14 protein-coding genes are annotated in these 17,806 nt (G+C 52.1%); 10 read left to right on the forward strand and 4 right to left on the reverse strand.

The window, feature by feature from the left end:
* The first annotated feature begins 7 nt into the window (after window positions 1-7).
* Window positions 8-1,510, forward strand: coding sequence for an MBOAT family O-acyltransferase (locus FEK30_RS01510; RefSeq protein WP_138071361.1), 1,503 nt, complete (start codon window positions 8-10; stop codon window positions 1,508-1,510).
* Here the strand turns inward: FEK30_RS01510 and FEK30_RS01515 are convergent.
* Both FEK30_RS01515 and FEK30_RS01520 read right to left on the reverse strand, forming a co-directional pair.
* Window positions 1,507-1,854, reverse strand: coding sequence for a c-type cytochrome (locus FEK30_RS01515; RefSeq protein WP_138071363.1), 348 nt, complete (start codon window positions 1,852-1,854; stop codon window positions 1,507-1,509). The genes FEK30_RS01510 and FEK30_RS01515 overlap by 4 nt on opposite strands.
* A 30-nt stretch (window positions 1,855-1,884) precedes the next feature.
* The gene (locus FEK30_RS01520; RefSeq protein ID WP_138071365.1) at window positions 1,885-3,672 is read right to left on the reverse strand and encodes a phosphodiester glycosidase family protein; all 1,788 of its coding nucleotides are present in this window, start codon (window positions 3,670-3,672) and stop codon (window positions 1,885-1,887) included.
* A gap of 439 nt (window positions 3,673-4,111) precedes the next feature.
* Here FEK30_RS01520 and gltB point away from each other — a divergent pair, with 439 nt between their 5' ends.
* Window positions 4,112-8,746, forward strand: a complete 4,635-nt coding sequence (gltB, locus tag FEK30_RS01525; protein WP_138071367.1) for a glutamate synthase large subunit — start codon at window positions 4,112-4,114, stop codon at window positions 8,744-8,746.
* Between the two features lie 170 nt (window positions 8,747-8,916).
* On the opposite strand, the gene trmFO is transcribed toward gltB, so the two are convergent.
* Both trmFO and FEK30_RS01535 read right to left on the reverse strand, forming a co-directional pair.
* Entirely contained in the window at window positions 8,917-10,287 is a 1,371-nt protein-coding gene (trmFO, locus tag FEK30_RS01530; protein ID WP_065711238.1) for an FADH(2)-oxidizing methylenetetrahydrofolate--tRNA-(uracil(54)-C(5))-methyltransferase TrmFO, read from the reverse strand.
* Between the two features lie 130 nt (window positions 10,288-10,417).
* Window positions 10,418-10,756: a DUF1830 domain-containing protein gene (locus tag FEK30_RS01535; protein ID WP_030006887.1), complete on the reverse strand. Its 339-nt coding sequence runs from the start codon at window positions 10,754-10,756 to the stop codon at window positions 10,418-10,420.
* A gap of 465 nt (window positions 10,757-11,221) precedes the next feature.
* Between FEK30_RS01535 and FEK30_RS01540 the strand changes: the two genes are divergently transcribed.
* The 8 genes from FEK30_RS01540 (at window position 11,222) to FEK30_RS01575 (ending at window position 17,776) form a co-directional block, all read left to right on the forward strand.
* On the forward strand, window positions 11,222-11,875 hold the full coding sequence (locus FEK30_RS01540) for a lysophospholipid acyltransferase family protein (protein ID WP_138071369.1): 654 nt from the start codon (window positions 11,222-11,224) through the stop codon (window positions 11,873-11,875).
* A 227-nt stretch (window positions 11,876-12,102) separates the two neighbouring features.
* Window positions 12,103-13,008, forward strand: a complete 906-nt coding sequence (locus FEK30_RS01545) for an MBL fold metallo-hydrolase (protein ID WP_138071371.1) — start codon at window positions 12,103-12,105, stop codon at window positions 13,006-13,008.
* Between the two features lie 41 nt (window positions 13,009-13,049).
* The gene (locus FEK30_RS01550; RefSeq protein WP_138071373.1) at window positions 13,050-14,045 is read left to right on the forward strand and encodes a bifunctional riboflavin kinase/FAD synthetase; all 996 of its coding nucleotides are present in this window, start codon (window positions 13,050-13,052) and stop codon (window positions 14,043-14,045) included.
* Window positions 14,026-14,970, forward strand: coding sequence for an AAA family ATPase (locus tag FEK30_RS01555; RefSeq protein ID WP_012307995.1), 945 nt, complete (start codon window positions 14,026-14,028; stop codon window positions 14,968-14,970). The genes FEK30_RS01550 and FEK30_RS01555 overlap by 20 nt, the downstream gene beginning before the upstream one ends.
* 58 nt (window positions 14,971-15,028) lie before the next feature.
* Window positions 15,029-15,574 carry a DUF2854 domain-containing protein gene (locus tag FEK30_RS01560; protein ID WP_138071375.1) on the forward strand — a complete coding sequence of 182 codons (546 nt, stop codon included), beginning with the start codon at window positions 15,029-15,031 and terminating at the stop codon, window positions 15,572-15,574.
* A 148-nt stretch (window positions 15,575-15,722) separates the two neighbouring features.
* A complete protein-coding gene (gene psaK, locus FEK30_RS01565; protein ID WP_138071377.1) occupies window positions 15,723-15,986 on the forward strand; it encodes a photosystem I reaction center subunit PsaK in 264 nt (87 codons plus the stop codon).
* A gap of 251 nt (window positions 15,987-16,237) precedes the next feature.
* Window positions 16,238-17,458: a M20 family metallopeptidase gene (locus tag FEK30_RS01570; RefSeq protein ID WP_138071379.1), complete on the forward strand. Its 1,221-nt coding sequence runs from the start codon at window positions 16,238-16,240 to the stop codon at window positions 17,456-17,458.
* 30 nt (window positions 17,459-17,488) lie between these two features.
* Window positions 17,489-17,776, forward strand: a complete 288-nt coding sequence (locus FEK30_RS01575) for a hypothetical protein (RefSeq protein ID WP_030006891.1) — start codon at window positions 17,489-17,491, stop codon at window positions 17,774-17,776.
* Window positions 17,777-17,806: the final 30 nt, after the last annotated feature.

The following is a 17,806-nucleotide window of genomic DNA, read 5'->3' on the forward strand; positions in this document are numbered from 1 at the left end:
CGAACCAATGAGGCTGGTATCCTTCGGCTATGGCTGTTTCCTCCTGGGAACGGTGGTGAGCTATTGGGGTTTGGGACGGTTTTGGCCGCCTTTGCAACGCTGGCTGCTACTACTGGCTAGTGTCTTGTTTTATAGCCTGCTACAACCACAGTTTTTACCATTGCTAGTGGGTCTGACGGCCTTGAACTTTTTTTGGGGTAAACTCCTCGTGCGCCAAGGCCCATCGGGCGATCGCCCCCAGTCTTTGCGGCAAGCTTTTCGATTGTGGCAATGGCAGCCTGGGTATTGGCTGGGCTTAGGTATTTTTCTAAATCTGGCGGTGCTCTTTGGGTTTAAATATATTCCTTTTACCCTGGAGAATCTAGCGTGGCTCTGGCCCTGGCCTGGACTAGAGCAATGGGCGATCGCCTTCCCAGAAACCCTAATCGCGCCCCTGGGGATTTCCTTTTTCACCTTTGAATGTATCGCCTATCTGGTAGATGTGTACCGGGGTGCTCCTGCGGCCCAGTCCCTATTGACATTTAGCAGCTATAAATTATTTTTTCCCAAACTCCTGTCGGGGCCGATTACTCGCTTTCATATTTTTTCTGGGCAAAGCCGTAGAACCGCAGGCTTATTACTCGACGAAGGGGTCGAAGGATTATGGCTCATCGCCAGCGGGGCGGTAAAAAAAGTCCTCATCGCCGACAATCTGGGGGTTTTTGTGGAACTTTGTGCCAATAACATCGAACGGGCAGGCAGCGGCGATCTGTGGCTTTTTATTCTGGCCTATGGCCTCCAGCTTTACTTTGACTTTAGCGGCTATGTGGATCTGGCCCTGGGCAGTGCTAAGTTGCTCGGTTTTCAGCTCCCCGAAAATTTTGATTTCCCTTACTTTTCAACGAGTTTGGCAGAATTTTGGCGACGTTGGCACATCAGCCTGGGCGATTGGCTACGCAACTATCTGTATTTTCCCCTGGGAGGCTCTCGGCGAGGTCTGGGGCGCACCTGTACCAATCTTTTTGTAGTGATGTTTTTAGCCGGATTGTGGCATGGGGCCGCCTGGGGTTATGTCCTCTGGGGTTGTCTCCATGGTTTGGGTCTAGGGATTCATCGATTGGGACAATGGTTTGCGGATCGTTGGCTGTGGTTAGAGAATTTTTGGGCGTCGCTGCCGGGAATACTGGGAGCATGGCTCTTGACCCAGGCGTTTGTGTTTTTGAGTTGGATTCCCTTCCGTTTACCAGATGGCCCCCGTGCTGTCTTGCTTTTGCGGCATCTGTGGCATTATCCGGGGGATCTGCAATTTACCCAAAAAATTTATTTGGAGGGGCTTGGTTTAGGAAGACCTGATTTTTTGGTGCTGTTGGGTTTGCTCCTATTGGGCATGGGAGGCGCATATCTAGTGCAACGCCAATGGCAACTGCAACTGAATTGGGGCCTTAAAGTGGCGCTAATTCCCCTCTGTTTCTACGGTATTTTGATTTTTGGGCCAGAGGGGAATATTCCTTACATTTACTTTGATTTTTAGGATTTCCAGTCGGTTTGGGATTGCTGGAGAACGTATTGAGCAACAGCTTGGATTTCTTCAGAGCTGAGTTTGTCACCGTAGGCGGACATATTGCCTTTCCCCTGGGTAACAAGATTGGCGATCGCCTCTACGGAGGTATAGCCATTTTTCGCCATGGCCCGTTTTTTAAGATTTTTGCCGCGCCGGACGATATTGCCACCATTGAGATGACAGCCGGCACAATGGGCTTCAAAGATCTGGGCTCCCTGGTCGAGATCAGCACCAAAGGCAGGGGTTGCCAGGAGGGGCACCAGCAACAGAACGATCATCACAAAGACAATGACTTGGACAAGGCGTTTATTCATCGGTAATTCGGGCAGGGATTTGCGTCGGTTCTATTCTAAAAACAAGCCGATGCCGTTGTTAACCCGTCCGGCGGTAGTGGGGTGGCGATCGCTTAAATTGGCGCCAAGGGCGAGGGCCGAAGATCCACCTCCATCTAAATTCAAGGCATCCGTGGCTCCCAGACGGCGGAGAATATTCGCCCATTCGTTGAGGGTTGCCCCGGCCGTTTCTTCTGCCGCGCCGTGGAGGGTCACCAACAATATTTTGTTGTCTCGGGTTTTGGCGATCGCACTGCGGGAAGCTGACTGAATATTAAAGGCCGTACTAAACTGTTCTGCTTGGCCATTGAGAACAACCTGACCATTCTTCAGGAGGAGCGGGCCACCACCGACAATATTTGGTAACGTCGCAAAACTATTGGGGGTAAATCTGGGTCGCCGTTCTAGGGTCACCCCCACGGGAAATTTGGCCGCCCCAGTGCGAAAGGAGCGGAAGACCAACAAATAACCACCCTGGGGAATTTCATAACTGTTTTGGCCCGCTTTCCCCGCCGTTTCCTGGCGAATGACCTGGTCGCGGCCCCCGGAGGTCATCACCGTCAGCACAATTTCATTATCAACGGCTGTGGTGTAACGACTGCCCCAGGCACGGTCATACAGGGCGGCCCCGGCTTTCACATAGCCGCTGTTGATCAGTTCAACCCCGACCTGTTCACCATTGCCCGCAACAATATCGGTTTCGACTTTGAGGCGGTCAAATTCCCAGCGGCCCGCATTATCCCAGGCCACTGCCCCCCGATTGAGAATCGGCCCCGAACGCAAAGCTCGATTGCCTTGGACAATTCCCAGGGGATACTGGTTATTGCGGTTAAAAAAGCCCGCATTAATGGCGGCGATCGCCTGATTGGTTTCTGCCTGGATCAACAGGGGCGCTAACCCTACGATTGTGTTGTTATCTGGAGTGATTGGCTTAAGCTGGAGTTGCCGTTGGGTGGGGTCAATCTCGAGCCAAGTCACCCGCACAGGCCCAGAACTGGCCGCAAAATTTTCCTGTCGCCACTGCACCCCGGGGAGCCATTGCACAGACCGATTTTGATTTTCTGGTTGCGATCGCAAATCGACCACTAGGCGGGGGGGATTCGCCAAACTAAAGACCTGGATCTCTGGGGCCCCCGCTTTAAAGACAAGTTCCGTTAAACCGTTGCTATCGTTGAGGGTAAACGGCAGTGCATTCGCCGTTAATTGCGCCCTAAGCCGTTGGGCCGTCACTCCATAATCACTCTGGAGCCGCAGTTTTGTGGGGCTCACCTTTTGCCAGAGTACAGGCCGGTCTAGATCAATGACCAAGCGCGTGCCCCAGGTCTGTTGCCCCTGGCGGACACTCAAAATTTGCCCCTTAGGCGTCGTCAGCTCAAGGACATTGCCGTTGGGCCGAGCCTGCCACCGTTGTGCTGCGGCCAAAGCGGTCACATCAAGGTAACGGTAGGGAGCGGCAAAGCGAATCGGCAATTGGTAGGGAGTATTGTCAAACCAGGTGACTGGTTGTTGTCCCAAATCGAGGCCATTCCCCAATTCCATCCCCAGGGTTTTTTCCAAGGTCATCGACTCAATCCCCAGACGCACTGTGCCATTTTCTGACCACTGAGCCCAGGCTCCCCGGAGGGTTTGCCCATTGAGGCGAATTTGACTGCCCTTGGCTTGGATTTGGGTATTAAGGCTCACGGGATTGGCGATCGCCCGCGGACTTGCCAAGTCTCCCACCCGCAAATTAGGTGTCCCAAAACTCAGCCCAAAACAACCCACTGTCCCCAAGAACCATTGCCAACGACGTAATCCCATCAAAGCCTACTCTTTCCTTACAACATCAACAAACACTGACTTTATCCCAGGGGAAATGTTTCACGCCCCCCAAACGACTGCCCTTTAACGGTATTCCCTATTGTTAAATGAATTTATTTCCTATAATATTGCTACGCTGTCTTTAGCGCAGATTTTGTCAAGTTAAAAATTAAAGAGCGTTAACGTCATCCCCTGGGGAAATGCAGTCGCTAAAATCCTGCCCAAAGCCACGAATGATCAGCAGTGGATAGAGATCATCGTCCCCAAAACTTGACGTCCGACAAAATATCGCTATTCTAAATAAGCCCAACGGAGATTTCTAGTCAAGCATTTCCAGTGGGTTCGTGTAGAGGCCAGTCGTCCCCAAAAATACGTCCCCTCCCCACAGCACACCAGGTTTTTTCTACCCTAAAATTCCTAACCTATGGACCGAGACATAATGAACCATCAAGGCACCTTCTCCCAAAACAATCATCAAGAAACAACAAACTACTACACCGGTCCCCGTTGGCTTGTGGAAGAACGGGATGCCTGTGGTGTTGGCTTTTTGGCCTATAAAGATGGTCGCAAAACCCATAAATTAATTGAACAAACCCTGACGGCCCTCGGCTGCATGGAGCACCGGGGTGGTTGTACCGCCGACCGTGAATCCGGTGATGGTGCAGGGGTGATGACGGCGTTGCCCCACGAATTATTTGCTGAATGGTTCCAAGCGGAAGGGATTACCCAGCCAGCCCCCGAAACCTACGGCGTTGGGATGGTGTTCCTCCCCCAGGCTGAAGCAGAATGTGCAGCGGCAAAAGCGTTAGTTGAAGATGTGCTAACCCGTCGTCAATTCAACATTTTAGGGTGGCGGGATGTACCTGTGGCCCCAGAAACCCTAGGTATTCAGGCGCGGGAAAACCAACCCCAGATGAAGCAGGTGTTTGTGGTCTCGGAACAGGGGTTAACTGGCGATGAACTGGATAAAGCCCTTTATATTGCCCGCTCGGAAATTGGGAAGCACCTCACTGATGTTTTCTATGTGTGTACTTTGTCCTGTCGCACTATCGTTTATAAGGGCATGGTACAGTCAGAAGTCTTGGGTAAGTTCTACAAGGATTTAACCAACCCGCTGTATAAGAGTGAATTTGCGGTTTACCACCGTCGCTTTAGCACGAATACCATGCCTAAATGGCCCCTGGCGCACCCGATGCGTTTGTTGGGTCACAATGGGGAAATCAATACACTCATCGGAAATATCAACTGGATGAAGGCCCGGGAAAATATTCTCGAAATTCCCGGTTGGGACAAGGATGATATTGAAGCCCTCCACCCGATTGTCAATACCGATAATAGTGATTCTTTCAATTTAGACAGTGCGATGGAGCTGTTGGTTCGGGCTGGGCGATCGCCCATGGAAGCGGCGATGATCCTCGTGCCAGAAGCCTATCAAAATCAACCCAGCCTCAAAGAACACCCGGAAATCACCGATTTTTATGACTACTACGCGGGTATGCAAGAACCCTGGGATGGCCCGGCCCTCCTCGTATTCAGTGACGGTAAAACTGTCGGTGCAACCCTAGACCGGAATGGTTTACGCCCGGCCCGCTATTGCATCACCAAGGACGGCTATATTCTTGTGTCTTCGGAAGCGGGGGTTGTGGATGTCCTCGACGAAGATATTGTGGAAAAAGGTCGCCTCGGCCCTGGCCAGATGGTCGCCGTTGATTTCCAAACCCAAGAACTCCTCAAAAACTGGGAAATCAAACAGCGGGTTGCTGAATCCCAACCCTATGGCACCTGGCTCAAGGAAAATCGTCAAGTCCTCGAATCCCAAGATTTCGTTGGCGATCGCCAGCAAAGCGAAACCGATCTGCTCCGGCTCCAAACGGCCTTTGGCTACACCGCCGAAGACGTCGAGATGATCATCAATGCCATGGCGGAGATGGGCAAAGAACCGACCTTCTGCATGGGCGATGACATTCCCCTGGCGGTACTGTCCGACAAGCCCCGTCTGCTCTACGACTACTTTAAGCAACGCTTTGCCCAGGTCACCAACCCTCCCATCGACCCCCTGCGGGAAAGTCTGGTCATGTCCTTGAATATGTACCTCGGCGAACGGGGTAATCTCTTGGATTGCGGCACCGAAGATGCCAAGGTGCTCAAGCTGAATAGCCCCGTTCTCAACGAAGCAGAACTGCAACGGGTCCGGGATAGCCAACTGGGGGCCACGACCCTGGCAACGACCTATGCGATCGCCAATGGCCCCGATGGTCTCCGGGGTGCCCTCACAAGCCTCTGTGCAGCGGCGGAAGCTGCCGTGCGGGCTGGCAATAAAATTATTATCCTGAGCGATCGCACCGACGGCACCGTCGATCAAGACCACAGTTTTATTCCACCTCTCTTGGCAGTGGGGGCAGTGCATCACCACCTCATCAGCGTTGGCCTCCGCTTGAGTGCCTCCATTGTGGTCGATACCGCCCAATGTTGGAGTACCCATCACTTTGCCTGTCTCGTGGGTTATGGAGCCTCTGCCGTTTGTCCTTACCTCGCCTTAGAAGCCGTCCGTCACTGGTGGCATATTCCCCGGGTCCAGAAGCAAATGGCCGCCGAGCAAATTCCGGCCATGACAATCGAAAAAGCCCAGGACAACTATCGCCATGCCATTGAAGCGGGGCTACTAAAAATTCTGTCCAAGATGGGGATCTCCCTGCTTCAGTCCTACCACGGGGCCCAAATCTTTGAAGCGATTGGCCTCGGCATGGAAGTGATTAATGTCGCCTTCAAGGGCACCACGTCCCGGGTGGGTGGCATGACCCTCGCCGACCTATCCCAGGAAGGGATTGCGTTCCATAGTCGTGCTTTCCCTGAACTTTCCGGCAGTAAGCTGGCCAACTATGGCTTTGTGAATTACCGCAAGGGGGGTGAATATCACATGAATTCCCCTGAAATGACCAAGGCCCTCCATAAGGCGGTGGCAGCTTACAACGACGATCAGCAGGAAGCCTTTGATCACTACGGCAACTATCAGGATTATCTAGAAAATCGCCCTGCGACGGCACTCCGGGATTTGCTTGATTTCGAGAGCGATCGCCAAGCCATTGATCTCAGTGAAGTCGAGTCCGTAGAAAGTATTGTTAAACGCTTCTGCACCGGTGGGATGTCTTTAGGTTCCCTTTCCCGGGAAGCCCATGAAACCTTGGCGATCGCCATGAACCGCCTGGGAGCCAAATCCAACTCCGGTGAAGGGGGCGAAGATCCCGTGCGCTTTAAGATCCTTGATGATGTGAATGCGAGCGGCGATTCTCCCACCTTGCCCCACCTCCACGGCTTGCGCAATGGCGACACCGCCAACTCCGCCATTAAACAAATTGCCTCCGGCCGCTTTGGGGTGACCCCTGAATATTTAATGAGTGGTCGTCAGCTAGAGATCAAGATGGCCCAAGGGGCGAAACCTGGCGAAGGGGGACAACTACCCGGCAAAAAAGTCAGTGAATACATCGCGATGCTGCGAAATTCTAAGCCCGGCGTGACCCTCATTTCCCCGCCGCCCCACCACGATATTTACTCCATCGAGGATCTCGCCCAGCTGATTTACGATCTCCACCAGATCAATCCTGCCGCGAAGGTTTCCGTGAAGCTGGTTGCCGAAATTGGCATTGGAACCATTGCCGCTGGGGTCGCCAAGGCTAATGCCGATGTCATTATGGTTTCTGGCCATGACGGTGGTACTGGTGCCTCGCCCCTCAGTTCCATTAAGCACGCAGGTTGCCCCTGGGAATTGGGTGTGACAGAAGTGCACAAGACCCTCATGGATAATCAATTGCGCGATCGCGTCATCCTCCGAGCCGATGGTGGTCTAAAAACTGGCTGGGATGTGATTATGGCCGCACTCATGGGGGCCGAAGAATACGGTTTTGGTTCCATTGCAATGATTGCCGAAGGCTGTATCATGGCGCGGGTTTGCCACACTAACCAATGTCCCGTTGGGGTCGCAACCCAACAACAACGCCTCCGCGATCGCTTTAAGGGCATTCCTGAGCACGTGGTTAATTTCTTCTACTTCATCGCCGAAGAAATTCGTGCCATCTTGGCCAAACTCGGCTACCGGAGTCTCAATGAGATTATTGGCCGCGCCGATCTGCTCAAGCCCCGTGAAAACGTCAAGCTCACGAAGACCAGTGGTCTCGTTCTAGATTGCCTGACCAACCTACCAGATGTCCGCGACAATCGCGACTGGTTAAACCACGGTGATGTGCACAGTAATGGCCCTGTCTTGGATGATGAAATTTTGGCAAATGCGGCGGTTCAACAGGCCATCCGTGAACAAGGCTCCCTGAGTCAAGAGATCAAGATCATCAACACTGATCGCTCCGTCGGTGCCCGGGTTTCCGGTTTTATCGCCAAGCAGTACGGCAATGAAGGTTTTGAAGGAGAACTCAAATTCAACTTTAAAGGCTCTGCTGGTCAAAGTTTTGGGGCCTTTAATCTCTTGGGAATGACCATGCACCTCGAAGGGGAAGCCAACGACTATGTGGGTAAAGGGATGAATGGCGGTGAAATTATCATCGTTCCCCCAACCCAGTCCCAATATGCAGCGTCAGATAACGTAATCATCGGCAATACCTGTCTCTATGGGGCTACCGGCGGCACCCTCTATGCGAATGGTCGTGCGGGTGAACGTTTTGCGGTGCGGAACTCGAAGGGTAAAGCCGTTGTTGAAGGTACTGGCGACCACTGTTGCGAATACATGACCGGTGGCGTAATTGTGGTGCTCGGTGATGTGGGTCGTAATGTGGGCGCGGGAATGACCGGCGGCCTCACCTACATTCTCGATGAACACAACACTCTCCCCGAAAAGATGAATACAGAGATTGTGAACATTCAACGGGTCGGTACTACAGCAGGGGAAAAACAATTGAAGGATCTGATCACAGCCCACGCCGAGAAAACCGGTAGCCCGAAAGCCAAGGCAATTCTTGCAAATTGGGCTAACTATTTACCCCAGTTCTGGCAAGTGGTTCCTCCTTCTGAGGCCGATAGCCCTGAAGCCAATGTTAATGCGGCGGCAAAGCAACTCACTTCTGTTTAATGTGAATTATGTGAATTACGCCTAATTAACCCGTAAATCTCCCGGTAATCATCGGGGGATTTTTTTTGGCGATCGCCTACCCTTCCATCTACAAAAAAAAGCGCACCATCAAAGTACGCTTGCTGAGTCAAAAATCTTGGTGAACCTGGGGGACGGACGTTGTGACGTTATTAGACCAAGGCGGCTGGACGACAAGATTCTTCCCGCCATTGCTCCAGGTCAGTGAGGGAGCGATCGCGATAAACGCCATATCGTTCTTTCTTGCTCCGTACACGCTCTGCCAGGGGCGGAATAATCCCAAAGTTGGGGGGCATCGGTTGAAAATGCTTGGGGGAAGCACTGTGGATAAACTCGAAGAGAGCGCCCATCATGGTGGTTTCCGGCAAGGTCAAAGGTGTTAATCCTTGGGCTAACCGCGCGGCATTGGTTCCGGCGAGCCATCCCCCTGCTGCGGCTGCTGTATAACCTTCGGTGCCAATTAACTGGCCAGCGGCGAGGAGGGTCGGGCGTTTTTTAAATTGAAGTGTCGCTTCGAGCAACTCAGGGGAATTTAAAAACGTATTGCGGTGCATCACGCCCATGCGGACAAATTCAGCATTTTCTAACCCAGGGATCATCCGGAACACCCGCTTTTGTTCGCCCCAACGGAGATTGGTTTGGAAGCCCACCATATTCCAGAGTTGACCTTGTTTATCTTCCTGGCGCAATTGCACCACTGCATAGGGACGTTTGCCTTTATTTTCGGGGGCGCGAAAATCTCCAAGGCGGGCATCAAAAAGACCTACGGGTTTTAGGGGGCCGAAGCGCATGGTATCTTCACCACGGCGGGCTAATTCTTCGATGGGAAGACAGCCTTCAAAAAATTTCGCGGTCTCCAGTTCAAAATCTTTCAATTCTGCTTGCTCTGCTTCACAAAGGGCCGCCCGAAACGCCTGGTACTGGGCTGGATCCATCGGGCAATTGAGATAGGCAGCTTCTCCCTTGTCGTAGCGAGAGGCGAGAAAGGCAATGTCTTGGTTGATGCTTTCACCAACAATAATCGGACTGGCGGCATCAAAGAAGCTCATATATTCCAAGCCCGTGAATTGTTGCAGTTCTGTGGCGAGGGCAGCGGTGGTCAGAGGCCCAGTCGCTAAAACGGTAATTCCTTCGCTGGGGATTTGGTCTAGGGGTTCCCGGCGAAAGGTGACGAGGGGATGTTCGGCAAGCTTTTGGGTGAGATCTTGACTGAAAACGCCCCGGTCAACGGCTAAGGCTCCCCCCGCAGGAACCCGGTGTTGGTCGGCGGTGCTGATGATCACGGATTGGAGGCGACGAAGTTCCTCGTGAAGCAATCCGGCGGCGCGATCGCTGGAGGCCGCCCCAAAAGAATTACTACAAACCAATTCAGCGAGGTCGGCGGTATGGTGGGCTGGACTTTTTTGGACGGGGCGCATTTCATAGAGCGTGACCGGAACCCCGGCTTGGGCAATTTGCCAGGCGGCTTCTGTGCCAGCGAGGCCACCACCAATTACAGTTACAGAAGGCAGGGTTTTAGTCATGGGCGGTCAAGGTCAAATAGAGTTAGGAGCGGTATTCTATCTTACATTTTGGCTTTGGGGTTTAACGATGGGGGAAGACAAAATAAAACCACCCCGGAGGATGGCTCGTGGCAAAAATTTAAGGAAAAACTTAGGGGGCGATCGCCACTGGTCTAGCCGCAGGAATATCTTGATTCACCGGGGCCGGTTCTGGTTCATCTGTTTCCGAGCCAGTTTCTTGCATTGCCAGACGATAGCAGGGGATCGTGTCCGATAAAATAGCACTCGCCATCATCCCCGTATGAATTTCTAAGATCGCCTGGGGGAGGGCTTCAAACATTAGCCGTTGCCCGGGAAAAACAACCCGCTCAAAATACCAATCTTCAACATTTGTAATACGCGCAACTTGAATTTGACTGGTTGCATTTACATAGCAGCAAAGTAGAGCTTTGTTGTCATCATTTGGGATGGGATCAAGAATTTGAGCCATGGGATTCCTGGGTAAATATTTAAATAGTCTTTTATATCTCTCGATGATAAGCTAACACCGATTGATCCCCAATGGTTGTAACGTCTACTACAAAGACATAAGCTAAGCAAAATAGTTCTTCTTGAAAGTTTGATATTTCTTTATCTATTCGCATTTTGGCAAGATGTTTTCCGAATTTTTCTTTTGTAATTTAAGTAACAATTTTTGATATAAAACCTTATTCTTAAAAGTGTTTCTGGATCCCCAAAAGAATCTTAAGAAAAAATTAAGTTCTTTAAGCTACAAAATAACGCTTGGGGCCAAGACGAAAGCCAATGGGCAAAACTCGACAAATCATCAGGAATTCCATCACCACAGGTCACGAAGGAGAGAATTCTCTGAATTCGTCCCGAGAGTCTAGGTATCGATCCGGCGATCGCGGTAATATCGACTGATCAAATCCGTTGTTTCGCCGCTTGTTTCACCATGCCTGAGTTAGAATCTCCCCGCGCCAGGGAACCTTTGAGTAGCTTGATTCTTTACCGTGCCTTTAAGTGGGGATTTGTGAACCCAGTGTTTCGGACGTATTTTCGGGGCCGGGTGTATGGGGTTGAGCATGTGCCCAGGGAGGGGCCATTTATCGCGGTGAGTAACCATGCCAGTAACTTTGACCCGCCGATTTTGTCTAACTGCCTCTGTCGTCCGGTGGCTTTTATGGCGAAGGAAGAATTATTTCAGGTGCCAATTCTCAAGCAGGCGATCGCCCTCTATGGCGCTTACCCAGTGAAGCGGGGGGCCGGGGATCGGGGGGCGATCCGCGCAGCGATCAAAGCCCTTGAACAAGGTTGGGGCGTAGGTATTTTTCTCCAGGGAACCCGGACTCCAGAAGGTACGATCACCGATCCTAAACCTGGTGCAGCCCTCATTGCGGCAAAAGCTCAGGTGCCTCTCCTGCCAATCAGTCTTTGGGGTACCGAAAAAATTTTAGTCAAGGGAAAGAAAATGCCCCAATCGGTACCCTTAACCGTGCGCATCGGTGAGGCGATCGCCCCGCCCCCGGCCGTGAAAAAAGAATCCCTGAACCAAGTAACCCAAACCTGTACCGAGGTTATTAATCAACTGCACCACCTAGGTCGTTGATCTGGTGATCCAAATCACGCTACGTAAGTGATGCAAACCCCCTAAATCGATGGCAGGGTTTGTTAGTCTAACGGTAGCTATTCTTACTATCTTGCTTGTTTTACCAATAGAAATGCTGGTCGCATCGAAGCTCTAGGGCAGTCTTAGCATCGCCAAAAACCAACGATCTCAGGCAAGACCCCCTTCCCACGTCAATTCATTTAATGTTCACGTAATATTTACGAGCCATGGCCCAGGCCCAGACGGAATTTAAGATCAAGTTTTGGGGGGTGCGTGGCAGTATTCCTTGTCCCGGACGAGAAACCGTCCGCTACGGGGGCAATACCTCCTGTGTGGAAATGTGCGCGGGAAATCAACGCCTAATCTTTGATGGCGGTACGGGACTGCGCCTGCTGGGTGAAGCGTTGGTCGCTGAATCGGTACCGATTGCTGCCCATTTATTTTTCTCCCACTCCCATTGGGATCACATCCAGGGGTTTCCTTTTTTTACGCCCGCTTTTCAGCCGCAAAATCGTTTCAATATCTATGGCGTCACTGCGGACGACGAGATCCCGATTCAAAAACGGCTCCATGACCAAATGCTCCATCCCAACTTTCCGGTGCCTCTCCAGGTGATGCGGGCAGAGTTAAATTTTATTGCCTTAGCCCTGGGGGAAACGGTGTCCCTCGGAGAAGTACGAGTCACCAATGGGCCTTTGAATCATCCCGGTGGCGCGGTGGGTTATCGGGTCGATTGGCAAGGCTTGGGAGTTGCCTACATCACAGACACGGAACATTACGGCGATCGCCTCGATGATCAAGTGCTACGGCTCGCCCAGGAAGCCGATGTCCTCATCATGGATGCGACCTACACGGACGAGGAATATCATGATCCGCGCCATAGCAAAGTGGGCTGGGGCCATAGTACCTGGCAAGAGGCGGTGAAGGTGGCCCAGGCCGCCAACGTTAAGCAATTAATCCTGTTTCACCATGATCCAAGCCATGGTGATGATTTCCTCGATGGCATCCAACAAGCGGCGCGGGCTATTTTCCCCCAAACGGCGATCGCTCAGGAGGGATATAGCATTATTTTGCAAGCCTCCGGAGAAGGAAATCCTTGGCTACCTGGGTCGGCCCAAGCACTATCCGTCTGATATCGGTATAAAATACGGTCAAATGTTTCGGACTGTAAAGCGTGCGGGTAATCTCATCAACAACTGAAGCGCTAACACCCACTTGCATTGCCCTGGGCAATTTTGATGGGGTTCACCGGGGACACCAGCGGGTCATTGCCCCCGCAGTCACCCAAGCCAGGGCGCTGTCCCAAGGGATTGTGGCTGGCGATCGCCCCCGAAGTTCTCCCAAAATTTACGCCACCGTTGTCACCTTTGACCCTCACCCCCGGGAATTTTTCTCTGGGAATCCTCAACATCTCCTGACCCCCCTCCCCGAAAAACAAGCCTTTTTGGCGCAGTTTGGCATCGAACAATTGGTATTGCTCCCCTTTGACCGGGAACTGGCGGCCCTCTCCCCCCAGGAGTTTGTGGCGGAAATCCTCGTCAAGCAACTGCAAACCCAGTCCATTAGCGTCGGTAGTGACTTTTCCTTTGGTCGGGGGCGGAGCGGCAGTGCCACCGATCTCCAGGCGATCGCCAAAAGCTTTGGGATCGATGTTCATATCACGCCCCTGTGCCGGGAAGCCGAAACAAGAATTAGCAGTTCTGCCATTCGCGAAGCCCTGGCGACGGGACAAATTCAATACGCAAATCAACTGCTCGGTCGTCCCTATTCCCTCCAAGGCACCGTAACCCATGGTCAAAAATTAGGCCGTCAAATCGGTTTTCCCACCGCCAATCTCCAGGGAGAAGCGACGAAATTTTTACCGAAATACGGAGTCTATGCGGTGCAAGTCACCAGCGATGTTTTGCCCACCGCCCAATGGGGCATACTAAACATTGGGTGTCGTCCCACGGTCACAACCACTGCCCTGCCGACGGTGGAAGTGCACCTCTTGGATTATCACCAGGATCTCTATGGGGCCAACCTGAAAGTTGATCTCCTCCATTACCTGCGTCCAGAACAAAAATTTGCCTCCCTCCAGGCCCTCCAAAATCAAATTCACCAGGATGGCGATCGCGCCCGTACCCTGCTCACCACCACCTCCAATCAGCATGAAAGAACGCATTCGTGACCTCACCGATAACCTCTCGAAAACCATCGTCGGTAAAGAAGATGCCATTCGTCTTGTCCTTGTGGCGATGTTAAGTGGCGGCCATGTGCTCCTCGAAGACGTCCCCGGCGTTGGCAAGACCCTTTTAGCAAAATCCCTCGCCCGTTCCGTCAATGGCCGCTTTCAGCGGATTCAATGCACCCCCGATCTCTTGCCCAGTGACATTACAGGCACCAACATTTGGAACCCCAGTAGCCGTGAATTTGAATTTTTATCCGGCCCTGTGTTTGCCAATGTCCTCCTCGCCGACGAAATTAATCGGGCCACCCCCCGTACCCAGTCCGCACTTCTTGAGGTGATGGAAGAGCAACAGGTGACCGTCGATGGTGAAGCCCGTAAAGTACCTAAACCTTTCTTCGTGATTGCGACCCAGAACCCCATCGAATATCAGGGCACCTTTCCGCTCCCAGAAGCCCAGATGGATCGTTTTATTCTTTCGCTTACCCTCGGCTATCCTGGCTTTTCTGAGGAGGTGGATATGCTCCAACTCCACCAATCCCGCATTGCCCCAGAGGAACTCAAGCCCTGTATTTCCCTAGAGGAGATGCGTGAACTCCAAAGCCTTGTGAATCAAATCCACGTCGAAAAATCGATCCAGGAATATATTGTCAAAATTGTCCAAAAATCCCGTAATTACGAAGGGATTATTCTGGGGGTGAGTCCCCGGGGCACGGTAGCTCTCCAAAGGGCGGCCCAGGCCTATGCGTTCTTGGCGGATCGAGATTTCATTACGACCGATGACATCAAATACCTTGCACCGTTTGTTTTAGCCCATCGGGTGATTGTCACTGGTGGCAAAGGCGCGAAGGACGTGATCAAGACTTTGGTGGCGACAATTACTGATCCTTCCACGCCCAATAGCGACTACAGTTTACCAACCACTTAAAATCACCATGTTAAGATTAGTAACGTTTTGTGTTTTTTAGGATTAATGGGGCAACTGGATGTTCGGCAAAATTTCCCTGGGTAGTGTGGGTTTAGTGGTGGGAGGTATTCTCTCGGTGGTCGGCTTTGCGGCCTATGGCTTTGGTAATGCCACCTTGAATTTGGCGGGAATGTTCTACGGCATCCCGATTCTTTTGGGGGGGTTGGCCCTCAAGGCAGCGGAAATTAAACCGATCGCCTACAGCAAAGCGCTTTCACCGGAACTAGAAGCACTGCGGGAAAGCCAGGCAACGGCAACCCAACAGCAAATCAGAAAAGATGTGACCCGGTATCGCTATGGTCAGGACTGTCATTTAGATGATGCCCTAGAACGCTTAGGATTAAGCCCGACGGACGAGGAACGGCCTCTATTACACCACATCCGCGAGGAATCCCGGGAAGGACGCTATGCGTTGGTACTGGAATTTAAGTCGCCGTTATTTTCCCTGGAAGATTGGCAGACACGTCAGGAAAAAATCGAGCGTTTTTTTGGCCCGAACGTGACGGCAGCGATCGCCCAACCCACAGAAGATGAAATTGAACTGGCATTAATTCGTACTGAGTAGCCGATGGGGGCGATCCATTTATAAAACTTTACGATGTTGCTAAGTATTGCAAAGGAAATAAAGCAAAGGCTCAGCTTTGGGCAAAACTAGGGACAATTACGCTAAAAAATCCAAAATTTATTTAATCGTTATTTAGGAGTCAAGATTTATGTCCCTTGCCCTTACCCTTGCCGCTGCTGTGCCCACCACCATGGCCTGGAGCCCCAAAGTCGCCGTTGTGATGGTGATCTGCAATGTTTTGGCGATCGCCATTGGGAAAGCCACCATTAAGCACCCCGCCGAAGGCCCCGAATTGCCGATGCCTGATATGTTCGGTGGCATGGGTCTCCCTGCACTCCTCGCAACCACGAGTTTCGGACATATCCTCGGTGTTGGGGTAATCCTCGGCCTAGGTAGCATGGGTGCCATCTAAAAAACCTGTGTTTGCTGGTTTGATTTGAGCTTGTCATTATTTAAAATTCGTCGTTTTGTCTTTTGTTTTGGAGAAGGTTGTTGGATCCCCGGAGTTTTTCTGGGGATTTTTGTTGTGGGGTGGTTGTTGAAAAAATCCAGGGGCGATCGCCGTCAGTGAGCAACAACTCCGAACAACGCCAGCAAATTAGCTGTTTTAAAATAAAAGGCTAAACCTCCATTGCAACTGCCAGTCCAAAGTTGACCGCCCCTATGCTCGCCGAAATTAAAAGCCTTGCCGAAACCTTAGCGCCCCGTTTAATTGAAATCCGTCGCCATATCCACGCCCACCCCGAACTGAGCGGCGAGGAGCAACAGACAGCGGCCTATGTGTCTGGGGTTTTGTCTTCCTGCGGCATTGCGGTACAGGAGTCCGTGGGAAAAACAGGGGTGGTTGGTAACCTCCGGGGCCAAGGCACCGATCCGCGCACCCTAGGGATCCGGGTCGATATGGATGCGCTGCCGATCCAAGAATGTACAAAATTAGATTACGCTTCTACCCGCATGGGGGTGATGCACGCCTGCGGCCATGATGTACACACAACGGTGGGTCTGGGGGCAGCGATGGTCTTGGCCCAACTCCCGGAGGCGATCGCCGGTAATATTCGTTTTTTATTTCAGCCCGCCGAAGAAATTGCCCAGGGGGCGAAGTGGATGGTTGATGACGGTGCCTTGGTGGGGATCGATGGGGTGATTGGCTTACACGTTTTCCCGACCATTCCCGCTAAAAACATTGGGATTCGCTATGGTGCCCTGACGGCTGCCGCCGATGATTTAGAAATTTTTATCTACGGTGAATCGGGCCATGGGGCGCGACCCCACCAAGCCATTGATGCGATTTGGATTGCTGCCCAGGTGGTCACGGCCCTGCAACAGTCGATCAGCCGCACCCAAAATCCCCTGCGACCTATTGTCCTCACCATTGGCAAAATTAACGGGGGCCGGGCCGCCAATGTCATCGCCGATGAAGTACACATGACTGGCACCGTGCGATCACTCCACCCAGAAACCCATGCGGATTTACCCCAATGGATTGAAAATATTGTCGCCAATATCTGCAATACCTACGGCGCAAAGTATAAGGTCAACTACCAGCGGGGGGTGCCTTCGGTGCAAAATGATCCCGGTTTGACAAAAATCCTCGAACAAGCGAGTCGGGAAGCCCTAGGCGATCGCCATGTAGAAATTTTGCCGGAGCCTTCCCTGGGGGCCGAAGATTTTTCCATGTACCTCGAAAATCTCCCCGGGACGATGTTTCGCTTGGGGGTCGGCCACCAAAACCGCTTGAACTATCCCCTGCACCATCCCCTCTTTGACATTGATGAAAGCGCAATTCTGACAGGGGTCATTACCCTCGCCCATACGGCCCACAAATATTTCCAAGCCACAGCCCCGGCCCAAGCCCACCAATCTCTGGAAAACATCCCACAATAGAGGGGATTATTTTTCGAGGTAACAGCAGCTATGGCTTTTCCCCAACGCGATCTCCGTCAAATCCACCGCCGTCTTGTGCCGATTATGGTCGCGCCTCTGTTGATTACGGTGTTGACGGGATCCCTGTTTCAAGTGGCTTCTTTGACGGGCAATACGGCGGATTTTTATTGGTTGTTAGAGCTCCACCGGGGACATTTTGGCCCTGTGAATTTAGAGGTGATCTATCCTTTTCTCAATGCCCTGGGCTTGCTTTTGCTCCTGGCCAGTGGGGCGATGATCTGGTGGACGACGCGACCACGGCAGCGGCAACGCCCTTAAAAATTGGTAGGATTGGAAACATTCGCAGAT

It is taken from the genome of Picosynechococcus sp. PCC 11901 (assembly GCF_005577135.1).
Classification (GTDB): Bacteria; Cyanobacteriota; Cyanobacteriia; order Cyanobacteriales; family MRBY01; genus MRBY01.

What these genes read in the sequence shown, in the direction of transcription:
- FEK30_RS01510 (WP_138071361.1), top strand. Translation starts at nt 8, where the DNA reads ATGAGGCTGGTATCCTTCGGCTATGGCTGTTTCCTCCTGGGAACGGTG.
- FEK30_RS01515 (WP_138071363.1), bottom strand. Translation starts at nt 1,854, where the DNA reads ATGAATAAACGCCTTGTCCAAGTCATTGTCTTTGTGATGATCGTTCTG.
- FEK30_RS01520 (WP_138071365.1), bottom strand. Translation starts at nt 3,672, where the DNA reads ATGGGATTACGTCGTTGGCAATGGTTCTTGGGGACAGTGGGTTGTTTT.
- gltB (WP_138071367.1), top strand. Translation starts at nt 4,112, where the DNA reads ATGAACCATCAAGGCACCTTCTCCCAAAACAATCATCAAGAAACAACA.
- trmFO (WP_065711238.1), bottom strand. Translation starts at nt 10,287, where the DNA reads ATGACTAAAACCCTGCCTTCTGTAACTGTAATTGGTGGTGGCCTCGCT.
- FEK30_RS01535 (WP_030006887.1), bottom strand. Translation starts at nt 10,756, where the DNA reads ATGGCTCAAATTCTTGATCCCATCCCAAATGATGACAACAAAGCTCTA.
- FEK30_RS01540 (WP_138071369.1), top strand. Translation starts at nt 11,222, where the DNA reads ATGCCTGAGTTAGAATCTCCCCGCGCCAGGGAACCTTTGAGTAGCTTG.
- FEK30_RS01545 (WP_138071371.1), top strand. Translation starts at nt 12,103, where the DNA reads ATGGCCCAGGCCCAGACGGAATTTAAGATCAAGTTTTGGGGGGTGCGT.
- FEK30_RS01555 (WP_012307995.1), top strand. Translation starts at nt 14,026, where the DNA reads ATGAAAGAACGCATTCGTGACCTCACCGATAACCTCTCGAAAACCATC.
- FEK30_RS01560 (WP_138071375.1), top strand. Translation starts at nt 15,029, where the DNA reads ATGTTCGGCAAAATTTCCCTGGGTAGTGTGGGTTTAGTGGTGGGAGGT.
- psaK (WP_138071377.1), top strand. Translation starts at nt 15,723, where the DNA reads ATGTCCCTTGCCCTTACCCTTGCCGCTGCTGTGCCCACCACCATGGCC.
- FEK30_RS01570 (WP_138071379.1), top strand. Translation starts at nt 16,238, where the DNA reads ATGCTCGCCGAAATTAAAAGCCTTGCCGAAACCTTAGCGCCCCGTTTA.
- FEK30_RS01575 (WP_030006891.1), top strand. Translation starts at nt 17,489, where the DNA reads ATGGCTTTTCCCCAACGCGATCTCCGTCAAATCCACCGCCGTCTTGTG.